General features: G+C 44.8%; 24 protein-coding genes. 5 read left to right on the forward strand and 19 right to left on the reverse strand.

The genetic code is table 11. From position 1 onward, the window contains the following. Window positions 1-494: 494 nt before the first annotated feature. The 16 genes from CGRAC_RS06335 to CGRAC_RS06410 all read right to left on the reverse strand — a co-directional run bounded on the left by CGRAC_RS06335 (window position 495) and on the right by CGRAC_RS06410 (window position 17,489). Complete coding sequence (locus tag CGRAC_RS06335) at window positions 495-2,714, reverse strand: FtsK/SpoIIIE family DNA translocase (protein ID WP_407637301.1); 2,220 nt, start codon at window positions 2,712-2,714, stop codon at window positions 495-497. 182 nt (window positions 2,715-2,896) lie between these two features. Then, complete coding sequence (locus CGRAC_RS06340; protein WP_005870289.1) at window positions 2,897-4,141, reverse strand: type II secretion system F family protein; 1,245 nt, start codon at window positions 4,139-4,141, stop codon at window positions 2,897-2,899. After that, window positions 4,138-5,886: a GspE/PulE family protein gene (locus CGRAC_RS06345; RefSeq protein WP_040303655.1), complete on the reverse strand. Its 1,749-nt coding sequence runs from the start codon at window positions 5,884-5,886 to the stop codon at window positions 4,138-4,140. The genes CGRAC_RS06340 and CGRAC_RS06345 overlap by 4 nt, the downstream gene beginning before the upstream one ends. Before the next feature lie 5 nt (window positions 5,887-5,891). After that, window positions 5,892-6,431, reverse strand: a complete 540-nt coding sequence (locus CGRAC_RS06350; protein ID WP_005870285.1) for a hypothetical protein — start codon at window positions 6,429-6,431, stop codon at window positions 5,892-5,894. Then, window positions 6,428-7,435: a tetratricopeptide repeat protein gene (locus CGRAC_RS06355; RefSeq protein ID WP_005870284.1), complete on the reverse strand. Its 1,008-nt coding sequence runs from the start codon at window positions 7,433-7,435 to the stop codon at window positions 6,428-6,430. Before CGRAC_RS06355 ends, CGRAC_RS06350 begins: the two co-directional genes overlap by 4 nt. Continuing rightward, a complete protein-coding gene (locus CGRAC_RS06360; protein ID WP_005870282.1) occupies window positions 7,428-8,258 on the reverse strand; it encodes an ATP-binding protein in 831 nt (276 codons plus the stop codon). The genes CGRAC_RS06355 and CGRAC_RS06360 overlap by 8 nt, the downstream gene beginning before the upstream one ends. Then, window positions 8,251-9,759, reverse strand: a complete 1,509-nt coding sequence (mshL, locus tag CGRAC_RS06365) for a pilus (MSHA type) biogenesis protein MshL (protein ID WP_005870280.1) — start codon at window positions 9,757-9,759, stop codon at window positions 8,251-8,253. The genes CGRAC_RS06360 and mshL overlap by 8 nt, the downstream gene beginning before the upstream one ends. Beyond that, window positions 9,737-10,165, reverse strand: a complete 429-nt coding sequence (locus CGRAC_RS06370) for a hypothetical protein (protein WP_005870278.1) — start codon at window positions 10,163-10,165, stop codon at window positions 9,737-9,739. The genes mshL and CGRAC_RS06370 overlap by 23 nt, the downstream gene beginning before the upstream one ends. Next, window positions 10,165-10,818, reverse strand: a complete 654-nt coding sequence (locus tag CGRAC_RS06375; protein ID WP_005870276.1) for a hypothetical protein — start codon at window positions 10,816-10,818, stop codon at window positions 10,165-10,167. The genes CGRAC_RS06370 and CGRAC_RS06375 overlap by 1 nt, the downstream gene beginning before the upstream one ends. Beyond that, window positions 10,818-12,338: a hypothetical protein gene (locus CGRAC_RS06380; RefSeq protein WP_005870274.1), complete on the reverse strand. Its 1,521-nt coding sequence runs from the start codon at window positions 12,336-12,338 to the stop codon at window positions 10,818-10,820. The genes CGRAC_RS06375 and CGRAC_RS06380 overlap by 1 nt, the downstream gene beginning before the upstream one ends. Before the next feature lie 62 nt (window positions 12,339-12,400). Next, a complete protein-coding gene (gene era, locus CGRAC_RS06385; protein WP_040303652.1) occupies window positions 12,401-13,270 on the reverse strand; it encodes a GTPase Era in 870 nt (289 codons plus the stop codon). Between the two features lie 513 nt (window positions 13,271-13,783). Next, complete coding sequence (hslU, locus tag CGRAC_RS06390; protein ID WP_040303649.1) at window positions 13,784-15,103, reverse strand: HslU--HslV peptidase ATPase subunit; 1,320 nt, start codon at window positions 15,101-15,103, stop codon at window positions 13,784-13,786. Beyond that, window positions 15,100-15,648 (reverse strand): ATP-dependent protease subunit HslV, encoded by a 549-nt coding sequence (gene hslV / locus CGRAC_RS06395; protein WP_005870266.1) that lies wholly within the window; start codon window positions 15,646-15,648, stop codon window positions 15,100-15,102. Before hslV ends, hslU begins: the two co-directional genes overlap by 4 nt. After that, complete coding sequence (rplI, locus tag CGRAC_RS06400) at window positions 15,641-16,084, reverse strand: 50S ribosomal protein L9 (protein ID WP_005870264.1); 444 nt, start codon at window positions 16,082-16,084, stop codon at window positions 15,641-15,643. The genes hslV and rplI overlap by 8 nt, the downstream gene beginning before the upstream one ends. Next, window positions 16,056-16,238, reverse strand: a complete 183-nt coding sequence (locus CGRAC_RS12220) for a hypothetical protein (RefSeq protein ID WP_005870261.1) — start codon at window positions 16,236-16,238, stop codon at window positions 16,056-16,058. The genes rplI and CGRAC_RS12220 overlap by 29 nt, the downstream gene beginning before the upstream one ends. A 27-nt stretch (window positions 16,239-16,265) precedes the next feature. Continuing rightward, window positions 16,266-17,489 carry an argininosuccinate synthase gene (locus CGRAC_RS06410; protein WP_040303646.1) on the reverse strand — a complete coding sequence of 408 codons (1,224 nt, stop codon included), beginning with the start codon at window positions 17,487-17,489 and terminating at the stop codon, window positions 16,266-16,268. Window positions 17,490-17,577: 88 nt separating this feature from the next. Between CGRAC_RS06410 and CGRAC_RS06415 the strand changes: the two genes are divergently transcribed. From CGRAC_RS06415 to CGRAC_RS12315, 5 genes are all read left to right on the forward strand, one after another. Next, complete coding sequence (locus CGRAC_RS06415) at window positions 17,578-17,823, forward strand: RNA-binding S4 domain-containing protein (protein ID WP_005870259.1); 246 nt, start codon at window positions 17,578-17,580, stop codon at window positions 17,821-17,823. Further along, entirely contained in the window at window positions 17,807-18,214 is a 408-nt protein-coding gene (gene tsaE, locus CGRAC_RS06420; protein WP_005870258.1) for a tRNA (adenosine(37)-N6)-threonylcarbamoyltransferase complex ATPase subunit type 1 TsaE, read from the forward strand. Before CGRAC_RS06415 ends, tsaE begins: the two co-directional genes overlap by 17 nt. Next, the gene (gene lptB / locus CGRAC_RS06425; RefSeq protein WP_005870257.1) at window positions 18,207-18,929 is read left to right on the forward strand and encodes an LPS export ABC transporter ATP-binding protein; all 723 of its coding nucleotides are present in this window, start codon (window positions 18,207-18,209) and stop codon (window positions 18,927-18,929) included. The genes tsaE and lptB overlap by 8 nt, the downstream gene beginning before the upstream one ends. A gap of 764 nt (window positions 18,930-19,693) precedes the next feature. Then, window positions 19,694-20,512, forward strand: coding sequence for an NHL repeat-containing protein (locus tag CGRAC_RS06435; RefSeq protein ID WP_005870254.1), 819 nt, complete (start codon window positions 19,694-19,696; stop codon window positions 20,510-20,512). Window positions 20,513-20,650: 138 nt separating this feature from the next. Next, on the forward strand, window positions 20,651-20,791 hold the full coding sequence (locus CGRAC_RS12315; protein WP_005870253.1) for a hypothetical protein: 141 nt from the start codon (window positions 20,651-20,653) through the stop codon (window positions 20,789-20,791). Between the two features lie 147 nt (window positions 20,792-20,938). On the opposite strand, the gene CGRAC_RS06440 is transcribed toward CGRAC_RS12315, so the two are convergent. From CGRAC_RS06440 to CGRAC_RS06450, 3 genes are read right to left on the reverse strand one after another with little or no spacing between them, the layout of a single operon-like run. After that, window positions 20,939-21,673 carry an arginyltransferase gene (locus CGRAC_RS06440; RefSeq protein WP_005870252.1) on the reverse strand — a complete coding sequence of 245 codons (735 nt, stop codon included), beginning with the start codon at window positions 21,671-21,673 and terminating at the stop codon, window positions 20,939-20,941. After that, entirely contained in the window at window positions 21,666-21,950 is a 285-nt protein-coding gene (locus tag CGRAC_RS06445; protein WP_005870251.1) for a hypothetical protein, read from the reverse strand. Before CGRAC_RS06445 ends, CGRAC_RS06440 begins: the two co-directional genes overlap by 8 nt. Before the next feature lie 8 nt (window positions 21,951-21,958). After that, window positions 21,959-23,392 carry an acetyl-CoA carboxylase subunit A gene (locus CGRAC_RS06450; RefSeq protein ID WP_005870250.1) on the reverse strand — a complete coding sequence of 478 codons (1,434 nt, stop codon included), beginning with the start codon at window positions 23,390-23,392 and terminating at the stop codon, window positions 21,959-21,961. Window positions 23,393-23,434 lie beyond the last annotated feature (42 nt).

Consider the following 23,434-nt stretch of genomic DNA (forward strand, 5'->3'; position numbering starts at 1 on the left):
AATCTCAAAACCCTTTCGCTCAAATTTTAAAATTTTAAATCCTGCGCTTTTTTCACTGTGCTTGCGCTTTGAAATTTCACGTCGCGGTTTAAATTTGGCGCCAAGAACACAGCGCTCAATTAAACCGCGCCTTAAATTTCAATACGTCTTAAAGCGGGCGCGCCGTAAACGCAAGCTATAAAACGCGCTGTTTGTACCTGCCGAGCGCTACCTTTAAAGCGCCCCGCTATACCGAAAAAAAGCCTTGATCGCATCCGCGCAAGCTGCCACACTTTACCACAGCCGCAGGAAAACGAGTATGAGCTGCAAGGCGCGCAAATTTTAAAATTTAAAATCCACCATGTAGATTAAAAAATTTTAAAATTCCACGGCTTCATATCCGATAAATTTTAAAATTCCACCGATGCAGACCCATCAAATTTTAAAAATTCCGGCACCGTAAGTCTAATAAATTTCAAAATTTCGCCGCTTAAATTTCATCGAAATTTTAAAGCTTACTTAATTATGTCGCGCTGGCCTTTGGCGTTGATCTCGCTTAAAACGCCCATCTGTTCAAGCTGCTCGATGATCGTCGCGGCGCGGTTGTATCCGATGCGCAAGCGGCGCTGCAGGTAGCTGATCGAGGTCTTCTCCTCCTCCAAAACAATCGCCTTCGCCTCGTCATAAAGCTCGTCAAGCACGATATTTTGCGGATTGATTATGCCGCCTTCTTGCTTGGCGCCCTCGTTTTCGATCAAAAATCTCTCGTCATAAACGACGCTTTCTTGCGCCTTTAAAAATTCCGCGATCTTGTTGATCTCATTCTCGGTCGTAAACGGCGCGTGCAGGCGGATGAGCCCCGGCGCGGTAGGCGGCGTAAAGAGCATATCACCCCGCCCGAGCAGGCTGTCCGCGCCCATCTGATCCAAAATCACCTTGCTATCGACCTTCGAGCCCACGCGGAAGCTGATGCGGCTAGGCAGATTCGCCTTTATCAGCCCCGTGACGACATCCACGCTAGGGCGCTGCGTCGCTACGATGAGATGGATGCCGCTGGCGCGCGCCATCTGCGCTAGACGCGCGATGTAGTGCTCCACGTCCTTGCCGCTCGTCATCATCAGATCCGCGAGCTCATCGATGATAACGACGATGTAAGGCAAAATTTCGCCACCCTCGCGCAGCATCTTTTCGTTGTAGTTGTCGATATTTTTCGTCCTGTTTTGCGCCATGAGCGAGTAGCGCTGCTCCATCTCGGCAACAAGATTACTTAGCGCGATAATCGCCTGCTTAGGCTGCGTGATGACGGGCGTCAGCAGGTGCGGGATGTCGTTGTAGATACTAAACTCAAGCATCTTCGGATCGATCATTATTAAGCGTAGGCTCTTGGGCGAGTTACGATACAAAAGGCTAAGCAGCATGGCGTTGATGCCCACGCTCTTGCCGCTTCCCGTGGTGCCTGCGATGAGAAGGTGCGGCAGCTTCTTAAGATCGGTGACGAAGGGCTGGCCCACGATGTCCTTGCCAAGCACGATAGTAAGCGGACTGGAAGCACTTTTAAACACGTCGCTTTCTAAAATTTCGCGAAGATAGATCGTGTCGATATTTTGATTCGGAATCTCGATACCCACGACGTCTTTACCAGGAACCGGCGCCTGGATACGGATGGTCTGCGCCCTAAGAGCCATCGCGAGATCGTCTTGCAGCGTTAGAATTTTACTTACCTTGATATGCGCAGCGGGGCGAAACTCAAAGGTCGTAACGACTGGACCCGAGTAGGTTCGCACCACGTCGCCGTCGATCTTAAATTTACGCAGCTTATCAAGCAGGTCGTAAATTTTACGATCGATCTCGCTCTCATCGATGCTACTTTTCTTTTTCGGCGGCAAGTTTAAAAAATCAAGAGGCGGCAGCTTAAAATCCTTGGGCTTAGACATCCTGCCTTTATCGAGCTGATCCAAAAGCCTTTTGTTTTCGGCGACCTCGCTTAGGCGCTCGACCCTTTTTAGTCTGCTCGGCTTTCCCTTTTGCGGCATTTTAAGCTCGCGTTCAGTGGAAGCCTGCAGACCCTGCGCGTCACCAAAATTCTGCTCATTTTCAGGCTCGCGAGCATCGTTTAAATTTTGTAAATTTCGCTCGCCTTCAAAACCGCGTCCGCTTGCACCCTGCTCCGCGAAATTACCCTGTTTCGCCGAATTTTCCTCTCCGCTCAAAGCGTCATTCGAAGCGTTAAAATTTTCCGCACCTCTCAAGCCCTGCGCAGACGAATACCTTGCGAGCCCGCCTCTTTGTGCTGCATCCGCATCGCTAGCAAAATCGTCTCCAATTTCATCCCGCGAGCTTTCATCTCTTGAGCCAATAAAGCAGTTTTTGATAATGTCGGTAAAACGGTCTTCAAATATGAGCACTAGCGAAAGCACAAAAATCGTAATATTAAAAATCCACACGCCGACGCTTCCGATCATGCGCCTAAGTCCGTCCACCGCGAAGCTGCCAACTGCTCCACCACTAGCGCCAAAGAGACTCGACTGCACCATCAAAATAGTAAAAAACAGCAAAATGGCTCCGATGCTAAACTCAAAAAATCTAAAGTCAAAACCGCGAAAATGCTTATAGGCTACGTATGCTAAGGCGAGCAAAAATAGCGGATAGATGTATGCAAAATAGCCGAATAGCTGGGTATTAAATGAGCGGATGGCATTGCCTGCGCTGCCTACAAGCGCAGAATCGGGCGCAATGGTAGCAAGCCCAAAAAATATTATGATAGCCGATACGACGATAAAATATACTTCTTTAACTATGATTGATCCTTAAATTTAAAGGGGTATTTTAGCCAAACGAAGGTTAAAATTTTATTTGAAGATGAAATTTTAATGCTTTGATAAAATTCCGCGCCCTCGCAGGCGCGGAATTAAAAGGGTTAGTTTTTGACGGCTTTGCCCAGATCCCACATAGGCATGAAGATACCCAGAGCCAAAAGAAGAACCATACCCGCCATAAAAAATAGCATGATCGGCTCGACGTAGCTTGAGATATTATCGATGATATCGTCGAATTTCTCTTTATAATAATCCGTGACGTTGCCAAGCATCTTATCAAGGTTACCGGCCTGCTCGCCAGCGCTGATCATCTGAATAAGCATACTCTCATAAAGCCCTGTATTGTTAAACGCCTCGGTTAGGCTCACGCCTTGCTGCACGGCAATTTTAACGGTAGAGAGTTTCTCTTTTAAAGTATGATTATCCACCATTAAAACAGATGTATCTAGTGCATCTGCGATAGGAATACCCGCTCGCACAAGCTCTGTAAAAATAAGCATAAATCGCGACATCGTCGAGAAAAATATGATCTTACCAAATAGATAGACCTTTAAAATCGTCTTGTCAAAGCCCTTTTTAAACTCAGGATTATTGCGATATGCCCATCTAAGAGCTATGATAGTGCCTATAATGCCTGCTAAAACAAAAATTCCATAATTATTAAGCGTGCTTTCGATGCCAAGTAGAATTCTAGTAGGTAGTGGCAAATCTGCGCCCAAATCCTCAAAAATTTCACGGAATTTCGGCACAACATACATCATCAAAACCGAAAACGCAATCGCCATAACGATCATAAGGATCATCGGATAACGCATCGCCTTTTTAAATTTACGCTGGTTCTCCCAAAGCTCTTGAAGCATGGCGGCAAGCTTGGCTAGGGATTCTGCCATATTACCGGTAGCTTCGCCCAGACTTACCATCGCAACGACGACATCACCGAGCTGGCCTCTAAATTTCTCCGTAGACTCTGTCAAGCTAAGACCTGCGTTAAGATCATCGTTCATCGCGCTGAAAATCTCTTTTAGCGTCTTATCCTCTGCCGCCCTTGCGACTTCCTTGATCGAGTCGTGGATTGAAATTCCGGCATTTGTCATAACGGAAAGCTGGCGGATCGACGCTACTAACGGCAGCGTTCTAACTCTTCCGCTACCACCTAACATACGCGAAACCTGCGCCTTAAAATCGCCGCCCGTATTGGCTACGACTTGGGTTTCACCTCTTTTTACGATCGTCCCGCCTACGCGCTGCTTCATAAGGTTGTTTGCTTGCACTTTATCGCTGGCTTGCAAAAACATCTTTCTTCTTGCGCCCTTGGCGTTGTATTCAACTTCTAATTGCTTTTTCATTGTTTAGCCACCCTATAAATTTCTTCTATACTAGTTACTCCGCGCGCAGCACGTATAACACCGTCTTCAAACATATCTATAAAACCCTCCTCCTTCGCTAAGGCTCTCATATCGTCCTTCGAGCCACCGTTAGCGATCAAGCTCTGCATTTTATCGGTAATAGGTAAAATTTCACTAATCATCTCACGCCCCATGTAGCCCGTTTGACCGCATTGATCACAACCCACAGCCTTAAAAAATGTGTATTTTTCAGGCAAAAATTCCTTCAGCTGATCAAGCATCGATTTAGGAAGATTCGTAGGCTGCTTGCAGTGTGGGCAAAGCTTTCGCACAAGACGCTGCGCCTCTACCGCAATCAGTGCACCACTTATGAGATAGGCCTCTATACCCATATCTACTATTCGTGGGATCGCGCTAACGGCGTCGTTGGTGTGTAGGGTCGAGAAAACCAAGTGCCCCGTAAGAGCGGCTTGGATCGCGATCCTAAGGGTCTCTTGATCGCGAATCTCACCGATCATTATGATGTCGGGGTCTTGTCTTAAGATCGAGCGCAATGCTGAAGCGAAGGTAAGACCTGCTTTTTCGTTAACTTGGACTTGTTGGATTAAATTTACTTGATACTCTACCGGATCTTCTACGGTAATGACCTTTGTATCAATATTTTTAATATCGTTTAGCGCCGCATATAGCGTCGTAGACTTACCGCTTCCCGTAGGTCCGGTAACCAAGATAATACCGTATGGAGCCTTCATGGCGTTATTAAATTTCTTAAAGCTATCAGGGTGCATGCCGAGCTTTTCCAGGCTTATGATAACCTTGGATTTATCTAGAATACGCATAACGGTAGATTCGCCGTTGATGATAGGCAGTGTCGAGATACGAAAGTCGTACTCGCGACCTGAAATTTTCATACTAAACCTGCCGTCCTGCGGCTTGCGGCGCTCGGCGATATCCATGTTAGAAAGCAACTTCAAGCGGCTTACTAACGGCGGATAGATATCCTTATCAAAGATAAAAATTTCAGCGAGCATTCCGTCGATTCTGGTGCGCACGACGCAGTTATTCTCGGTAGGCTCGATGTGAATATCGCTACCGCGCATCTTAATAGACTGGCTAATTATCATCTCAATGAGCTTCAAAATCGCCGAGGTATCATCGCTGCTTCCGCTACCGCCGGTGTTAGCAAGCTCTTTGCGGATCTCCGCTACGAGCCCTTTAATGCTCTCTGAAAGCTCAAGCTTAGATAGATATTTATTTACCTGATTTGGATCGGCTACTACGATTTTAAGCAGCTGTTTGCTAAACATAGCCTGCGCTTTATCTTGCGACTCAAGATTAAACGGATCAGAAAAAGCAACGTAAATATTCAGATCATCCGCTTTAACCGGTATCACGCCGTATCTTTTAAGCTGTGCGGTAGGAGTGCGTTCCGATAGCCTAAAGTCTATGTCGATATCGTCTAAGTTCATATACGACAGGTTCATTTTTTTAGCTAGAATTTGCAAAAATTCCTTCGGATCCATCGAAAATTTTTCGCTTATATCGTCAAATTCTATCTGGCGGCGCTTGTATAGCTCAACTAAAATCGAGCAAAAATCATCCTGGCTTAGATAGTTATCTCCGACTAAAACCTCGCCTAGCGTCAAACCGATATCCATCTTGTCCTTGATTTCCGGAACAACGGTGCTAGTAAGGATATTGTTTCGTATTAAAATCGCAACGATCTGCTCTTCAATCTTTGTCATCGCGATCACCAATAAATTTTAATTGAACTAAGCTTATCGCCAGCATAAATTGCAATTACCATCTTTTTTACCTCTTCCTCTTCTTTGATAAAAAGCTCGGCGCGCTCGCCGTTTTCTAGGGTAAAGACATACGTATCACTCTTTTTTACGTATGCTCTCTCCGTAAATTTATCAAAAATTTCAGACAAAATATAATTGATCTTAGGCGTTCTTATATAGCTTATGTCTACGCCATCACAAAGTGCCAAATAAAGCATCTTTTTTTGAAAAACTATAGTCGAATAAAGAGAAGCATTCTCGCGAGCCTCTTTCGTCTTATAAAGCATCACCGTAGGCACGACGAGCTCATTTACTTTATCCATCTTTAGGCACGCCTTGGCATACATATTTGCAAGCGCCTCGCTCTGCTCCTCGATGAATAAATTTCGCACGCTTTCTTGGCAGATACGGTTATACTGACCGATCTGATCCCAGTTGCGCACGTCATCGGCGCTAACTGCAAATAACGACGCGATCGCAAAAGCTAAAATATATAAAATTTTCATAGTTTATCGCTTCTTATCTTCGAAATTAGGTTAGAAATTTCGCTATTTTTCGCCTTTGCATTAAAGGTTTCAAGAGCGTAAAGCGCGTCTTCCTTACGACCCTTTTTATAATTGGCTTTAGCAAAAATTATCCAGCTGGCGACGTTGTCCTTATCAAGCTCATTTGACGTAAGAGCCCATTTGATCGCATTATCGTAGTCTTTCTTATTATACGCTTCTTCAGCTAGCGATAGCGAATACTCGATCTTATTCGTCGCGTAAAATTTGCTCTCCAAGCTCTGCTTATCTTCGCTTAAATTTGAAGTTTTTATCTCAATTCTAGAACTTAGTGGAGCGCTACTTGCGGTATTTGTAGAACCTCCCGAGAAATTTGATTTAGGTGGCAATGGAGCACGCCCAAAATCTATAACCTCGTTTTTAGGCGGCTGATTTGCAAAAGCTGCGTTATTGGCATTAGGCACATTAAATGTAGGAGCATTTTGATTGCCAAAATTCTGTCCGCCAAAATTTTGACCGCCGAAATTTTGTGCCTGAGCCTGCCCGCCATAGTTTCCGCCATTTTCGTAATTATTGGTTATCTTAAACCCACCGGAATCCTCGCTGGATAGTACACCCACGTCGTTTAAATTTAAACTTGGACGTTCCTTTTCGTGCTTAGAAGTACGAGCAACTTTCGGCGCGCTGATATTATAATCTTCTTTGGAGATATTATTTTGCACTGCAAGATCTGCCGCCTGCTGCTCGGCATCACTAGCAGAATTTGTAGCTCCGCCCTTATCCTCAATATTTTGATTGATACTTGCCATACTGACGCTATCACTATCTTTAAGCAGCCAGAATATCGCTCCGATCGCAACCGAGATCAATATCAAAAGCCCCAGAATCGTCTTGTCGAATCTCAATACGAAATTCGGCTTAGATTTTAGGAAAGAAAACTGCTTTCTGTTTTTGTTATACTCTTCCCATTTTTTTTCAAGTTCGTTTACTTCGTAAAATTCAAGCATTTATTATCCCCGAGCCTATCGCTGCCATCTCTATAATTTTATTATTAATCTGCGAAAAACTAATTTCCGTAGGTTTATTTACTTCGTAATACTCAAAAAGCTCATACATCTTATACATAAGCTTGTTGATGTTCCTCATATTGCCATCCGTTAAATTTAAAATCAAATCGAAATTATCGTCGCTAAACATAAAATAGTATTGTTGAAAGCCATGAAGCACGAGCTTTTTTTCAATATACAGCTTGACTTCACCTAAATTTGAATTAGGAAGCTCGATGCTCTCCCAAATTCTAGTTTTAAAATAATCCTTTGCGAGGCGATCTTCCTCGTCTGTCTTATGAACCGTAAATAAAAATTTAAATAATCTGGTATCCGCCATAAGGCGAATTTTTTCTATTAAATTTCCTGGATACAGCTGAGCTTCGTCGAGCAAAATAACGACCTGCTCTACCGCGCCCACGTTCGTAGAAATTCCAAATCTCTCTCTGTAAACCCGCATAAAATTTTCGTAATTATCAATCGGCTCGCTAGGAGTAGAATGAAAAATCTGCGAATAAAGCTCTAAGAAAAATTCTTTCTCATCAAAAAACGGCTGCGGTACAAATACGACTCTTACCTTTTTTTCAAGATCGACCTTGATCTTATTAAGCAAAAATGTCTTGCCGCAACCCGGTTTGCCGTAAAAAAGTATTAGCTTTAGCGGTTTTTGCAAAGCATTTAAAATTTTATGATAAGCAAGGGTAGATTTATCGAGATTAACGAAGTCTGAGACTTCGTTATCCTCGATAAAAATCTCCTTGATCGCCGTATAGTTATTACTCATTTTCGTAGATGGATTTTGAGTAACCTAGCTCTTTAAGAGAGGTAGCAAGCGGCGCGCCGGTATTGTCGATGATATGTGGAGTTACTACGAAGATTAGCTCTGATGTGCTCAAAATATCGGCAGTACTTTTGAAAAGATTTCCGATTAATGGAATTTCGGCTAGCACAGGCACCCTAGTGTTATTCTTGGACTTAGTTGCACCAATCAAACCGCCTAAAATTACAGTATCGCCATCATCTACCCAAACTACACTAGAGAGTTTCTTTTGCAAGGTATCAGGTGCGATATCTCTTCTGCCGTTTTCTTTTCTTACGTTATCTTCGGCATATTTAAGAGAACTTAAAGACGGATTGATTCGTAGCATAATCCTATTATCATCTGAAATTTCAGGCAAGATATTCAAAAGAATACCTACAAAGATCGAATACTGATCATCTGACTGAGTATCTCCGCCTTGATAATCACCTGTAGTAGTAGATTTCAATACGTAGTTAATAGTATCACCTACGGAGATAATAGCAGGCTGATTATTCATCGTAGTTACCTTAGGGCTAGATATGATTTTGGTTTTGCCCTTAGTCTCTAGGAAGTTAATTAAACCGTCGATATTAAAATTTAGATTGGCCCCTATCGTCCAAGTTCCGTGAGTATCGCTAGCTTTTCCTCTATTTCCGTTATCTATGTGATAGCCTGAAAGCTTAGTCGGATCTCCACCTACATAAGTATTAAATCCTAGTTGAAATTTACTCCAATCAATACCGGTAGTGTATTCGTTATTTAGCTCGACAGATATGATATTTACGTCTAGCAAGACTTGGCGACTAAGGCGTTTTTGCATACCGCTTAGATATCTATCTACGCGAGCTATCTGAGACTTCATAGCAGTAACGGTTACTAAACCGGCATTTTGATTTATAATAGGAGCGACTGCGACGTATTTTTCGGTACCGTTATTTAGAACAGAAGTGATTTCTTCACTAATCTTCTCCCAAAAATCAAATTTCTCTTTGGTAGTGATCTTATTATCTTCTTTATTTTCTTTATCGTCGCTATCATCCACTTTCGTAGGTGCGGAATCGACAGAAGATTTAGTAACAGCAATACCTTCTCTAATAGAAGTGATGTAATCCACCTTAAAAGTCCTAGTCTCTAGCGCTGAAATTTTTAATATGCCATGAGAATACTCATAGCTTAGATTATTCTCTTTTATGAGTAGATCTAAAACTTCGCGTAAAGAAAGGTCTTTGATGCTTACGCCTTGTAGTGGCTTACTCATCTCCTCTTGAGCGATAGCATCTTTTGCTACCACTGAGAAACGGCACATATCGGATAGCTGAGTTAGCATCTCGTTTAGCGTAACGGTATCGTTAATCTTAATATTTAGCGCCTTTCTATCGCAGTTACCTGCAGTTGCGGGAGCGGCATATAGACTAGTAGCCGTAACAGACAAAGCAAGCATAGCAGCTATGCTAAGCTTTTTACTTATATGTAATAATAACATTTTGACTTCCTTGTTTTAGTGTTAGTTCGACTTTATTTTCATCGTCGTTGGTAATAATAACGCTATTACCCGTTATTTGCACGATCTTATATGAGCCTACATACTCGCCCAAACCATACCACTTATCGTTTAGCTTAACCTTATCACCCATAATATCTACTAGCTGATAACCTAGATCCACCTGCTGATTAGCTTCTCTAGGCGCATTAGCTTCTTTAGGATAAAACGGATCTTGCAAAGAAGCTATCTGCTCATCGCTAAGACCTACTCTAGGTTTGCTAAGATTATCAAATATAGCATCGTATCCAGCCTTATAGGCACCATTGCTAGGCGCTACCGTCTGATTATTATCTACGGCAAACAGAGTAGCAGAAAGCAACAAAGAGCATAAAATTAACTTTTTCATTAGTAATTTACTCCCCAGATAGATATACCGATGCTTCCACCGATTTTGCCATTTTTAGTGGCATTGATATCCATCTTATTTACATCTACGATCATCTCCGATTGTTCTATAAGGTTGATATACCTAAGGACGTTCGAAAATGCTCCTTCAAATTTCACATCTATATCCAGCAAAGCTTCAGGCTGAAAAATTTGTTTGATGCTAGGCTCTCTTCTATCGCTGTGAATAGCATAAATTTTAATATTGTTATTCTCTGCGATCGTTGAGAGGCTATCCATAAATTTAGCCCAGTTCTTTTCATTATAGGTAAGCTTTGAAATTTCATTTAGCTTGTCGTCTAGATACCCACGCTCTTCAATGATATTGTTAAGGTTGGTCTTAGCACCATTGAGGATATTGCGCTTATTATTAACAAAAGCCTCAGGATCACCACCAAAAAACTCGTTATACTCTCTTTGTGCACCCTCAAGCTTAGTCGTGGCAGTACTTAGATTTGTTTCGCTCTCTTCTAAATACGGATCCGCATAGTTACTCAAAATAAAGTAAGCTACCAAACCTACAAACAACAAAGCTATGTAAAAATAGTTATTTGCACTATTTCCCTTGGAGGCAAACCATTGATCAAGTTGATCTAATGAACTTTTCTTTTTCATTATTTAACCTCCACACTGATATTACTATCGTAAAAGACGGTTTTATTACCCTCTTGTAGTGCGATTGTTTTGGTATCCACGCCATACCCCTCTTTTTTACTGATATCCTCTAAAAGCTCGGTCATTTGCTTATCGTTTTTGGTGCGCACCTGAACAGTTAGAGTCCTATTCTCATCACCGATCCTAACCATATTGCCCTTATTTTTAACGACCATATTGGTTAGCTCGAAAATAGAAACGCCTTTCATGGCGTAATTGTTTTTCTTATCTGAGATAGCGTTAATTAGTTCGCGCCTATCGTTAAGCTCCTTACCACTCTTAGCAGCCTGAGCATTTACCTCTTTAGTCTCTTTATCCAAACGCGCACTTTCGGCTCTAGCAGGAACCATCTGATCTTCTAATCCCTGATATTCGCTAGTTTTATCATTAGCTACCATATTATTATAATAGCCGTAGCCAAAATTATACGCAGGATACACAGCGCCAAGTAAGCAGCCTAGCAGCATATAGCCTATCAGCTTGCCGGTTGATCTTTGGGTCAAAGGTGGAGGTCTCATAAACGGCGAGTAGTTGTGATCGTCGTCTTTAGTAACTAAATAATCTTGACCTACCAAGAACATCAAAATATCTAGCTGAGTGAGCGGATAATCTTTTGCGTTGATTGCAACGTTAAAATTAAAATCCTTGTATCTTAGCTTTAGATTATTTTCTACAAAAACCTCGATCGCAGGAATTTTACCGATATCCGTTCCGATATAAACGTTTTGAATATTGACGTTGTAAATTTTACTAATACCGTTCAACACGTCGTTGATATAGTAAAACATATCGTCAAAAATTTGGATCATATAATCGCGTTCGGTCGGATTTTCTAAATTTACTCCCTGCTTGGAGAGCAGTCTATAAAAGCTCTCTTCATCGACCCTGCTACCGACTAGCTCGACATATTTTTCATGCAAAAATTTTAGGTTGTATCTTACTTGGCGGGATTGAAAATATTCGCCGTTTTGATACACTACCAAAAACGCATCGTCGCGTTGCAAGTAGATGAAGCAGTCGATTCCGTCGCGAGTTAGAACGCCTCTATTATACAAGCCCTCGTATAAAAACGGAGCCATAGCCACATAGTCGATGTAGTTCGTCCTAGCGGCGATCGCATCGAATTCTGAAGTGAGTTTGGCATTATCTACGACAAAGACGTTGAAAATTCTATCATCGCCGCCAGCGCCTATTACCTCACTATAGGTGATTTTGTAATCCAAAGCGGTGTCAAGCCCCAGCTCCTCATACACCTTAACGACGATCGCATCTAAAAGATCCGCGTCCTCTACCGATCTGCTTATCTCAACCGTCGCAGTCATTATATCCTTATACGGAATATATGAGACGTAAGTTTCCTTCGCACGATTCGCTTTTGAGAAGTCGTGCTCGAAAACTTCATTCTCACTTAGACCGAATATGGTTTGCGTGACTTTGTTAATCGCAACAATCGAACTAGCATTTTTACTATTCTTTGCCATAACACTCCACTTCCAAATGAAATTTTCTACGCTGCTAATACTAATAGAAATAAAATAAAATGTCAATAGATAAAATCGGTTTTCACCATAAATTCGTCATTTTTCCAGCTTTTTTTTACAAAAACTGTTAATTTTAAGTAAATTTTGACCTTAGAAAAATTTGAAATTAACTTTTTGGCTCGAATTCCGATCCGTTTGATCGCCTCGCCGTTTTTGCCGATCAACATCTCTTTGTGTGAATTGCTGTCCGTTATGATCCGCGCATACACCGAGGTTAGACCCGGTTTTTCGACTACTTTTTCCATCACGACGTCGCTGCAATACGGGATCTCGTCACTCATACTCTCAAAGATCGCCTCAAGTATGAAGTCGCGATAAATTTCGCGTTCGTTGGTCGCGCTTAAAATTTCGGGGTCGTAAAAATACTCGTGCTCGGGCAAAATTTTACAAATTTCGTCCAAAACCTGCTTTTTATAGACCTTTTTTTTGATGCTAACGGGGATTATCGCTTCGAATTTATCGGTAAATTTTTGATATTGCAGCAGCTTTTGCACGATCTTTTCGTCATTTACTTCGTCAATTTTAGTTAAAATCACGATGTGTTTGATGCCTGCGTTTAAATTTAAAAATTTTTCGTATTCCGCGGTATCATCGTGTACCGGCGCCAAAAACAGCACCAAATCGCAACCCTCAATAGCTCCGAGCGCTACTTCGACCATCAGCTTATTCATCAGCTTGGCGCTTTCGTGCAGCCCCGGCGTGTCCGTGAAAATCACCTGATCTGTGCCGTTCATCGCGATGCCGTTAATCTTACGGCGCGTGGCGTTGATTTTGTGCGAGACGAGCGAAATTTTCTCGCCGCAGAGATAGTTTAACAGCGAGCTCTTGCCCGCATTCGTCCGCCCGATGAGCGTTACAAATCCGCTTTTCATATTTTCCTTAAATTTATAAAATTTTATCCTGCTTGCGACTGGGGCATTAAACCATAGCAAGCAAATTTAAAATCTCGTTTTGCGCAGGCTGGCTCTTGCACGAGCGGCTAAATTTTGAAATTCTGCCATCACATAAGTGGGTAAAATTTAAAATTTCAAGCTGCACGGTAGCGCTAAATTCCGCTCCCCTAGGCGCAAAATTTTATCTATTTCAAATTCTGCGCGCCGTAAATTTTGCGGCTTCATAAATTAACAGCGAAATTTTAAATTTCATCCCACGACTACATTATATATAACCCGCACCGCGCAGAATTCAATCATCCTAGAAATTTTACAGACTTAAAATTTTAAAGCATCGCCAAATTTAAAAGGACGAAATTCTGCGCATTTTAAAATTCCGCTACATTTTGCGCCCGAAATCCCAGCGCTTTGCAAATTCTAAGAGCGCATAATTTTCGCTATCCGCAAAATTCCGCGACTCTGCAGAATTCTAAGAGTAGCTACCGCGCCGCCTTATAAAATGTATTTCGCCAGATCCTCGTCGCTTGCGATGCCTGCGAGCTTTTCGCTTACGAGCTTTTCATCCACGACGATCTTTTGCCCTTTAAACTTATCCGCTTCGAAGCTGATATCCTCAAGCACCTTTTCCATTATCGTATGCAGCCTTCTAGCGCCGATGTCTTCGACTTTTTCGTTCGTGCTTGCCGCAAATTTCGCGATCGCCTTGACTCCGTCCTCGCTAAACTCCAGCTCCACACCCTCGGTCTTTAAAAGCGCCGAGTACTGCTTAAGAAGCGAATTTTTCGGCTTGGTTAAAATTTCACACAGCGCCGCCTCGTCTAAGCTGTCAAGCTCGACGCGAAGCGGAAAACGTCCCTGAAGCTCGGGTATGAGATCGCTCGGCTTGCTGATATGAAAGGCGCCCGCGGCGATAAAAAGGATGTGATCGGTATCGATATTGCCGAATTTCGTGCTTACGCTGCTGCCCTCCACGATCGGAAGCAGATCGCGCTGCACGCCCTCTTTGCTCGGATCCTGCCTGCCGCTATTGCCACTTGAAACCGCCACCTTATCGATCTCATCGATAAAGATGATGCCCTCGTTTTGCGCGCGCCTAACGGCTTCGGCTTTGATGCTCTCCATATCGAGGACCTTCTCGCTAGCCTCGCTTTTGAGGGCAACCTTGGCGTCTTTGACCTTCATCTCTTTTTTGCTTTTGCGCGTCGAAATTCCGATTACTTTGATGAAGCTTTCCTGCATATTCGCCATCTCGGGCGGCAAATTTGGATTTGACTCAAGCGCGTTTTCGCTTACTTCGATCTCGATGCTAAGATCGTCCAGATCGCCGCGCTCGAGCTTAGCTGCCATCTTTTCGTAGCTTTTTTCGTAATCTGCGATCTTCTCCTCGCTCGCTCCGCGCGGAAGCGGCGGAAGGACTTTTTCTAAAATTTTACGCTTGATGTAATCATCGATCTTGTCTTTGTTCTTTTCAAATTCCTCGCCGCGCACTAAATTTACCGACGCAGCGGCCAGATCGCGCACCATGCTCTCCACGTCGCGCCCCACAAAGCCTACTTCAGTATATTTGCTCGCCTCGACCTTAATAAAAGGAAGTCCAAACATCTTCGAAAGTCTGCGCGCGATCTCGGTCTTGCCCACGCCGGTAGAGCCGATCATCAGGATGTTTTTGGGCATCACCTCGTTTTTCATCTCATCTTCGAGCGCCATTCTGCGGTAGCGATTTCGCAAAGCCACCGCTATCGTGCGTTTGGCGCTATTTTGTCCGATTATATATTCGTCTAGTTTCTCTACGATCTGCTTTGGCGTCATCATCTCTTTTCGTCCCAAATTGCGTATGTTTTGATGTTCTCATTCGTGTAAATGCAAATCTCGCCCGCGATTTTAAGGCTTTGCTTTACGAGCTCCTCTTCGTCTAAGCTTGCAAATTTATCCAAAGCTCGCGCCGCGCTAAGAGCATAATTTCCGCCGCTTCCGATCGCTGCGATCTTGCCGTCGTCCGGCTCTACCACATCACCCGTGCCGCTAAGCAGAAAGATATTTTTGCGATCCAGCACCAGCATCATCGCTTCGAGCTTTCGCAAATACTTATCCTTGCGCCACTGCTTGCTAAATTCTATCACAGCCCTTAAAAGATCGCCCTTTGCGCCATCTAAGCACTTTTCAAACATATCAAAAAGATTAAACGCATCGGCGGTGCTGCCCGCAAAGCCCGCCAAGACGTTACCCTCTTTGCCGATCTTTCGAATTTTAGTCGCATTACCCTTCAAGACGGTGTTTCCGAACGTAACCTGCCCGTCGCCACCGATGACAGAGCCCTTCGCGCCTTTGTAGGCTAAAATGGTAGTCGCTTCAAACACTAGCCACCTCTATCTCAAATTTAGCGCTTATGCCATGCTTTAGCTTGACATTTACGTCGTAAATCCCGGTCGTTTTGATAGCCTCGGTCTCTAAAATTTTCTTATCGATTTCGATCCCTTTTTGCTCTTTTAGCGCGGTTGCGATCTCATCTTTGGTCACCGAGCCAAAAAGCGCGCCACTCTCGCCCGTCTGCTTTACGATCTTTACGCGGATCTTAGCTAGCTCCTCGGCTAGTTTTTGCAAGCTTGCGACCTCGTATTTTTCTAGCTCGGCTTGCTTTTTCTTATCCGCTTCAAATTTACGCAAAACCTCAGTCGTAGCGGCTTTGGCGTAGCCTTTGCCAATTAGGAAGTTATTGCCGTAGCCGTCCTTGACCTCCTTTACCTCGCCCGCCTTTCCGAGCCCTTTAACGTCTTTGATTAGTAGTACTTTCATCCATTATCCTTTCAAATTTAGCTTTAAATTTATAAAATTTTATAAGCGGCGCGGGCGGATTTAAAATTTCGTGAAATTTTATGAAATTCGCCCGCAGCCGCTCGCTACTTTTCTGATAAATTTTAAAATTTCGTTTTGTGAAATCCGCCTGCACACCTTACCACTATAGGCAAAATTTCATCTAAAGCTTGCGTCCGTTCTTGCCTGCGATGATAAATCTTAGCGCGCTTAGCTTGATAAATCCGTCGCCGTCTTTTTGATTGAAAACCTTGTCCTCTTCAAACGTCACAAAATCGGTATTAAACAAGCTATCGCTCTTGCTTTCCCTGCCCAGCACAGTCACGTTGCCCTTATAAAGCTCTAGCTTAACCTTGCCGTTTACATGCTCTTGGGATTTGTTTATCAGCTCTTGAAGCAGCAAGCGCTCAGGGCTGAACCAAAAGCCGTTGTAGATAAGCTCGGCGTAGCGCGGCATTAGATCGTCTTTTAGATGCGCCGCGCCGCGATCTAGCGTGATGCTCTCGATCGCGCGGTGAGCCTTTAGCATGATCGTGCCACCCGGAGTTTCGTAGCAGCCGCGGCTCTTCATGCCGACGTAGCGGTTTTCAACAAGATCAAGCCTGCCGATGCCGTTTTTAGCGCCGAGCTCGTTAAGCGCTGCCAGCATTTCGTGCGGCTTAAGCGCCTTGCCGTTTAGTTTTACGGGATCACCATGCTTGTATTCAATCTCGATGATCTCGCTCTTATCTGGCGCATTTTTAGGGCTTACGGTCCATCGCCACATATCCTCTTCGGGCGCATGGGCGGGATCTTCCAGCACCAAGCCCTCGTAGGAGATATGAAGGATATTCGCATCCATCGAATACGGCGACTTGCCGGGCTTTGAAGCGATGTCGATGCCGTTTTTCTTAGCGTAGGCAAGTAGCTTCTCGCGAGAGTTCAGATCCCACAGCCTCCACGGCGCAATCACCTTAATATCGGGATTTAGCGCGTATGCGCCAAGCTCGAAGCGAACTTGGTCATTGCCCTTGCCGGTCGCGCCGTGGCTTATGGCGTCCGCACCGGTTTTTTTCGCAATCTCAACCAGCTTTTTAGCGATCAACGGGCGCGCAATCGATGTGCCTAAAAGATATTCGCCCTCATAGACGGCATTTGCGCGAAACATCGGAAATACGTAATCGCGCACAAATTCCTCGCGCAGATCCTCTACGAAGATATTTTCCTTTTTGATGCCTAGTTTCAAAGCTTTGTTTTTGATTGGCTCCAAATCCTCGTTCTGACCGATATCTGCGGTGAAAGTCACCACATCGCAGCCGTAAGTATCGCCGAGCCACTTTAAAATAATGCTAGTATCTAGTCCTCCGGAATACGCCAAAACGACCTTTTTTACATCTTTTTTTGCCATCTCAAATCCTTTACGTAAAATTTGGCGAAATTCTACCAAAAATAGTTTAATAGTTGCTTTTAAGGCAAATATCGCTAAACTCACACCTATGAGAATCGATAAATTTTTAAACGCAGTAAATATCACCAAGCGCCGCGCCATCAGCGAAGATATGTGCAAAAGCGGCGTCGTAGCCGTAAACGGCGCGGCAGTAAAGCCCGCCAAAGAGCTTAAAATCGGCGACGTTATCACTATAAGTTTTTTGGATAGAAAACAAAGCTTTAAAGTCCTAGCCTTTCCTAGCGCAAAAAATACGCCCAAAAGCGAGCAGGCAAAGTATGTCCAAGAGCTTTGAACTCATCTGCGGCGAGGATGAAATTTCACGCCTCGTGCAGGCTCTGCCAAAAAGCGGCATAATATTGCTAATCGGCGATCTTGCCAGCGGCAAAACGACTCTTGCGCGCGCGATCGTGCGGGCGCACGGGTTAGACGAGCACGTGAGCTCACCTACGTTTTCGATCATGCAAAATTATGGCCAAATTTATCATTACGACATCTATAACGGCGGCTGTGAGGGGATTTTAAAAAACGGACTATTTGAAAATTTATTTGAAGAGGGGCTTCATCTGATCGAATGGGCGGATGAAAATTTGATAAATTTACTTAAAAAATATGAGCTTGATTTTTGCGTAGTGAGGATCACGCCGCACGCGCAAGGGCGAAAATACGAGGTAAGCTATGCATAAACTGGAAGTCAGGGGTCTAAAAAAAACCATAAAAGGCACGCCGATCATTAAGGGCATCTCACTAGAGCTTTACAACGGCGAGATCGTAGGGCTGCTAGGGCCCAATGGAGCGGGCAAAACCACGACGTTTTATATGATCTGTGGGCTGATAAGCGCTAGCGGTGGTGATATCTTGCTTAATGAGAACAGCATCGCGAAGGTTCCGCTTCACAAACGCGCTAAGCTCGGCATCGGCTACCTACCACAAGAAAGCAGCATCTTTAAGGAGCTCAGCGTTGAAGAAAATTTAATGCTCGCTGCAGAGATTACCTATAAAAATAAAGCGGAAGCCTCACGCAAAGTCGATGAGATGCTAAATCTACTCAACATCGAGCCGATCAGATTGCGCAAGGGCGTGAGCCTAAGTGGCGGCGAGCGCAGGCGCTGCGAGATCGCGCGGAGCCTGATGATAACGCCGAAATTTCTACTTTTAGATGAGCCGTTTGCGGGCGTCGATCCGATCGCCGTTAACGACATCCAAAGCATCGTGCGCGATTTAAGCGATCTTGGCATCGGCGTGCTCATCACCGATCATAACGTCCGCGAAACGCTTGCGATCTGCGACCGCGCCTACGTCATTAAAGACGGTGAGCTGTTCGCCGGCGGCACCGCAAAAGAGATAGCCAGTGATCCAAATGTCCGTAAATTCTACCTCGGCGAGGATTTTAGCATTTAGCCGCGCAGGGTTGCTTTAGTTCCTCTAGCTCCCGCTTCGGCGCGCGCATTAATTTCTGCGATTTAAATTTTACGATTTAAAATTCAAGTGTACGGCTGCGATTAGTCGTGCACTTGAATTTCGCGTATTAAATTTTTGAAAAGTGCCCAGGTTCGTTTTAAAATTTTTAAATTTCAAAGGGCGTTTTGTGCACTGCAAATTTTAAATAATTTTTGCGGCAGGTTCTCTTTTCGCGACCGAAATTTTACACCCGCGGTGCATAAAATTTAAATCGCATTTTAATCGCGCTTTGTTTAAATTAAATCAAATTTTAAAGCGTGTGACGTCTTTAAACGTAACGCTTTCATCTGCGCATCAAAATCACGCGGCAGTTTGCAAAAAATATTCGCTCGTAGAATTAAAATTTTAAAGCAACAGCCTAAATAAATTACGTATGCAAAAACGCCCGCAGTTGCGCGATACGGCTTAAATTTCACGGCGTAATTCCGCGAGCGGCAGAGTAAACCAAAGCGCACACAAAACCTACTCGCTTCGGCTTCGACGCATCAAATTGAAAGCGACGCGCGAAGCAAGGCTGTCCGACCCGCTAGAATTTTTCCGATTAAGCCACTTTGTTTAATTAAAATTGCGCTTTTATTTGCTCTGTGGGTTTAAATTTCGCTCATCTTAAAGCTCGCTGCGAATTTTAAAATTTTAACCTGGCACTCGTCGCTTCCCTTAAAATTTTAAAATTCTTAAAATTTTGGCGAGATCAAGGAGAGATTATGAAAAAAGTTCTACTTTCGTGCGCCTTGGCGGGCGCGCTTTTTGGCCTAGAGATCGACGGATTTAGCGCACCTAGTGGTTCACTCATTACCGATGACGCTTTTTATATCGCAAATCGCGGCAGTAGTGAAGATCCACAAGAGCGCGACGGCTTCATCAGCCGCATAGTAAAAAATTCTAATGTCGTGGAGACTAAATTTATAAGCGATCTGATAAATCCGGGCGGAATGGCGCAGATCGGCGACGTGCTCTACGTGTGCGATCTGGACGCGATCAGGGGCTTTAGCAAAGGCCAGGAGGTTTTCAATCTAAAAATCGAGGGAGCGCAGGCCTTAAACGACGTCGTAGCGCTCGGCAGCGAAGTTTTGCTCGCAAGCGATCCCGCACGTGGAACGATCTGGCGCATCGACCTGCTCTCGCGCACCGCGGATGAATTCGTACGCATCGATCCATCGCTAGGCAGCCCAAACGGACTTTTGGCTAAAGGCGATAAGCTTCTGATCACTACATTCGATCTTAGCGGAAAGGTTCTGGGGCGCGTGCTAAGCATGGATTTGAAATCCCGCGAAATTTCGATCTTTGCCAATATGAAGGGGGTTTTCTACGGCATAGTGCGCGGAAAAAACGGCGAAATTTTAATCAGCGACTGGGGAGAGGACCTTTTAAGCGGTAAAATTTGGCGTATCGATGCAAACGGACAGATACGCAAAATAAACCTCGGCGCGATGCAAAGACCTGCAGACATCTCAAGTGACGGCAAGGTTTTATTGATCCCAAAAACGTTGGAAAACAAGGTGGAGCTGATAAATTTGCCCTGAATCAGCCTCTTTTTCGCTCCGCCGCTTACGCGGCGGTGTCCGTACAGAACCGAAGCTGGTCGCTGCGGTGCCTAAACTAATCGCCTTTTTTAGCGCACACTCAAGAGTCAAGTACGCCCAAAAGCTGCGCGTGCCGTCTTGCGACATGCAAATGCCGAGCCTGCCGTAAAATTTGAAAATCCATCTGCCTTCCTTTTAAATTCCATCGCCGCGGATATTTTCGCAGGCAGAGCGGCGCTAAATTTCAGCGCAAAATTTAACGCCAAGGCGTGCTTTTAACATACCTCGTCGTATCTGCGCGAGACCGAATTCTACGCGGACGATCTCGACTCCTGTGCGCTGTCGCTGTAAGGGCGTACGAAGCCTACCATTTCGCGCAGCGCTTATATCTAGGCCGCTACAGGCGGGGACGCCCGCGCGTGGAACCTACCCCTCTACGCGCCCCTCCCACACGGCGGGAGCGTCAAGTTCTGTGTATGAGTTTAAAATTTCATACGGCTCGTAGCTAAATTTATACGCTAGGCTCTGGCACTGCTTCACCGCGTAGCCCAGATAGATCCAGCGCAGCCCCAGATCTTGGGCGAACTCGATCTGTTTTAAAAGCGAAAATTTACCCAGACTTAGATGCGGCAGATACGGATCGTAGTAGCAATACACCGAGCTGATGCCGTCATCCACGATATCGATGAGATCGACGCAGATAAGCCGCCCGTCCTCGCCGTAGTAAGAAATTTCTTTGCCGAAGTCGCCGTGGCCCTGGACATAAATTTCATCATACCGCTCAAAATCGATCTCTTGCAGAGGCCAGCCCTTTTTTAGATGCATGTAGTCGTGATAAAGCGCGAAAAGCTCCAAACGCGCATCGTTTAAAAGCGGGCGAGATTGCCATATATAGGCGGTCGTGCGATTATTTTTATAGACGCGACGGTGCGATCTGCTAAATTTAAAATTTGCGGCATCGATGCGCAGGCTTTTGCACTCCGCACAGGTTGCGCAAATGGGCTTTTGAAAATACCTGCCGAAGCGGCGGTAGCCGTGCTGAACTAAGCTTGAATTATACTCAAAGTCGCAGTCTTTTACGTAGAGATACTCGCTGCGCGCGGCTCTGCCATCCAGATAGGGGCAGGCAAAATCCAGCGTGCAAAATGGAATTTCAGTCATTCAGCTTTTTGATGTTTGCCGCGTCCACGTATTTTAAAAACTCGTCTTTGAGGCGATTTTCGCGTGCGGCGATGCTCTCTTTGGCTACGTCAAGCTCTTCCGTCACGACGCCGTCTAAGCCGCTTTCGCTTTGCGAACTCGAATCATCATCTCTGAAAATATCTTTAAACTCGTCGCGATTTGAATCCCTCTTTTTAGGCTTTTTGGGCGCGGAGCTTGCCGCCTTGTCCTTAAGCATATCCTTTTTTATATCTTTTAGGCTATCTAAAAAATCCATACTCTTTCCTAAATCCGCGCCGATTTGCGCATCGCAGCGATGATGGCGGCGATCGCTTCGTTTTTATTCGGCTGCATATCGTCCATAGTGTTTTCTAAAATTTTGTCTAAATTTTTCTCTACGTAGCTTGTATCGAAAAAGCCAAGTCGGAACTCGCGCGACTTGCTGATGCTGAGCAAAAACGGAATGATAGTACGCACTCCCTCGATGCGAAACTCCTTCAGCGCGCGCTCTAGCTTATTAACGGCCAGGTCGTAGTCAGTGGTTTTGATGATGAGCTTGGCTAGAAGCGAGTCGTAAAACGGCGGAATTTTATAGCCCTTGTAGATGTGGCTATCGACGCGCACGGAAGGACCAAGTGCAGGATAATAATCGCTAACGGTGCCGGGGACCGGGGTGAAATTTTTCCAGACGTTTTCGGAGGTGATACGCGCTTCGATCGCGTAGCCGTGCGGCTTAATATCGCTTTGCTCAAGCTCTAAAATTTCGCCGTTTGCGATGCGGATCTGGCGTACGACCAGATCGACGCCCGTAACTTCCTCGGTGATGCCGTGCTCGACCTGGATACGGGTATTCATCTCCATAAAATAGAAGTTATTGTAATCATCGAGCAAAAATTCTACCGTGCCGACGTTGGTGTAATTCACCGCTTTTGCCGCAGCGACTGCAGTCGTGCCCATCGTTTTACGTAGATGTTCGCTTATGGAGGGACATGGCGCAATCTCGATGATCTTTTGATGGCGGCGCTGAATCGAGCAATCGCGCTCGCAGAGGTGGATGATGTTGCCGTAATTATCGCCAATAATCTGAAACTCGATATGGCGCGGCTTGACGACGAGTTTTTCCATAAAAATTTCATCGTTGTTAAAAAAAGTCTTCGCCTCCCTCGTGCACGAGTCGTAGGCGCTCTCCATATCTTTCTCTTCCCACACCTCGCGGATACCGCGCCCGCCGCCGCCGCCGCTAGCTTTTAAAATCACGGGATAGCCGATCTCGCGCGCATATTTTTTGATCGTATCCATGCTCTCGTGATTGAGCTTTTCAGTGCCGGGCACGATCGGGATGCCGTTTTTGCGCATCAAATAGCGAGCGATGTTTTTGTTGCCCATTTTGCGGATAACGTCGGGCTTTGGGCCGATAAAAATAATGCCCGCGTCCTCGACCTCTCTTGCAAAGTCAAAATTCTCGCTCAAAAAGCCGTATCCAGGATGTATCGCATCAGCGCCACACTCTTTGGCGACTTCGACGATCTTTTTGGCATCCAGATAGCCTTTTAGCGCGTCCGCGCTTACTTCGTAGGCCTCATCGGCGATTTTTACGTGCAAGCAATCGATGTCGGGTTTGGTATAGATCGCGACGCTTTTAATATGCAGATCTCTGCAGGCCCTAATGATGCGAACCGCGATCTCGCCGCGATTAGCGATAAGAATTTTACGTATCATAAATAATTGCCTCTTTTAAAGAAATACCGCGGTAATAATAGT

Origin of the sequence: Campylobacter gracilis, assembly GCF_001190745.1 — a bacterium.
In the GTDB taxonomy this organism is placed as follows: domain Bacteria; phylum Campylobacterota; class Campylobacteria; order Campylobacterales; family Campylobacteraceae; genus Campylobacter_B; species Campylobacter_B gracilis.

What these genes read in the sequence shown, in the direction of transcription:
- CGRAC_RS06435 (WP_005870254.1), top strand. Translation starts at nt 19,694, where the DNA reads ATGAAAAAAGTTCTACTTTCGTGCGCCTTGGCGGGCGCGCTTTTTGGC.
- era (WP_040303652.1), bottom strand. Translation starts at nt 13,270, where the DNA reads ATGAAAAGCGGATTTGTAACGCTCATCGGGCGGACGAATGCGGGCAAG.
- CGRAC_RS06410 (WP_040303646.1), bottom strand. Translation starts at nt 17,489, where the DNA reads ATGGCAAAAAAAGATGTAAAAAAGGTCGTTTTGGCGTATTCCGGAGGA.
- CGRAC_RS06370 (WP_005870278.1), bottom strand. Translation starts at nt 10,165, where the DNA reads ATGAAAAAGTTAATTTTATGCTCTTTGTTGCTTTCTGCTACTCTGTTT.
- CGRAC_RS06350 (WP_005870285.1), bottom strand. Translation starts at nt 6,431, where the DNA reads ATGAAAATTTTATATATTTTAGCTTTTGCGATCGCGTCGTTATTTGCA.
- tsaE (WP_005870258.1), top strand. Translation starts at nt 17,807, where the DNA reads ATGTCCAAGAGCTTTGAACTCATCTGCGGCGAGGATGAAATTTCACGC.
- CGRAC_RS06440 (WP_005870252.1), bottom strand. Translation starts at nt 21,673, where the DNA reads ATGACTGAAATTCCATTTTGCACGCTGGATTTTGCCTGCCCCTATCTG.
- CGRAC_RS06345 (WP_040303655.1), bottom strand. Translation starts at nt 5,886, where the DNA reads ATGACAAAGATTGAAGAGCAGATCGTTGCGATTTTAATACGAAACAAT.
- CGRAC_RS06380 (WP_005870274.1), bottom strand. Translation starts at nt 12,338, where the DNA reads ATGGCAAAGAATAGTAAAAATGCTAGTTCGATTGTTGCGATTAACAAA.
- CGRAC_RS06360 (WP_005870282.1), bottom strand. Translation starts at nt 8,258, where the DNA reads ATGAGTAATAACTATACGGCGATCAAGGAGATTTTTATCGAGGATAAC.
- CGRAC_RS06340 (WP_005870289.1), bottom strand. Translation starts at nt 4,141, where the DNA reads ATGAAAAAGCAATTAGAAGTTGAATACAACGCCAAGGGCGCAAGAAGA.
- CGRAC_RS06375 (WP_005870276.1), bottom strand. Translation starts at nt 10,818, where the DNA reads ATGAAAAAGAAAAGTTCATTAGATCAACTTGATCAATGGTTTGCCTCC.
- CGRAC_RS06415 (WP_005870259.1), top strand. Translation starts at nt 17,578, where the DNA reads ATGAGAATCGATAAATTTTTAAACGCAGTAAATATCACCAAGCGCCGC.
- CGRAC_RS06445 (WP_005870251.1), bottom strand. Translation starts at nt 21,950, where the DNA reads ATGGATTTTTTAGATAGCCTAAAAGATATAAAAAAGGATATGCTTAAG.
- hslU (WP_040303649.1), bottom strand. Translation starts at nt 15,103, where the DNA reads ATGATGACGCCAAAGCAGATCGTAGAGAAACTAGACGAATATATAATC.
- rplI (WP_005870264.1), bottom strand. Translation starts at nt 16,084, where the DNA reads ATGAAAGTACTACTAATCAAAGACGTTAAAGGGCTCGGAAAGGCGGGC.
- CGRAC_RS06355 (WP_005870284.1), bottom strand. Translation starts at nt 7,435, where the DNA reads ATGCTTGAATTTTACGAAGTAAACGAACTTGAAAAAAAATGGGAAGAG.
- CGRAC_RS06450 (WP_005870250.1), bottom strand. Translation starts at nt 23,392, where the DNA reads ATGATACGTAAAATTCTTATCGCTAATCGCGGCGAGATCGCGGTTCGC.
- mshL (WP_005870280.1), bottom strand. Translation starts at nt 9,759, where the DNA reads ATGTTATTATTACATATAAGTAAAAAGCTTAGCATAGCTGCTATGCTT.
- lptB (WP_005870257.1), top strand. Translation starts at nt 18,207, where the DNA reads ATGCATAAACTGGAAGTCAGGGGTCTAAAAAAAACCATAAAAGGCACG.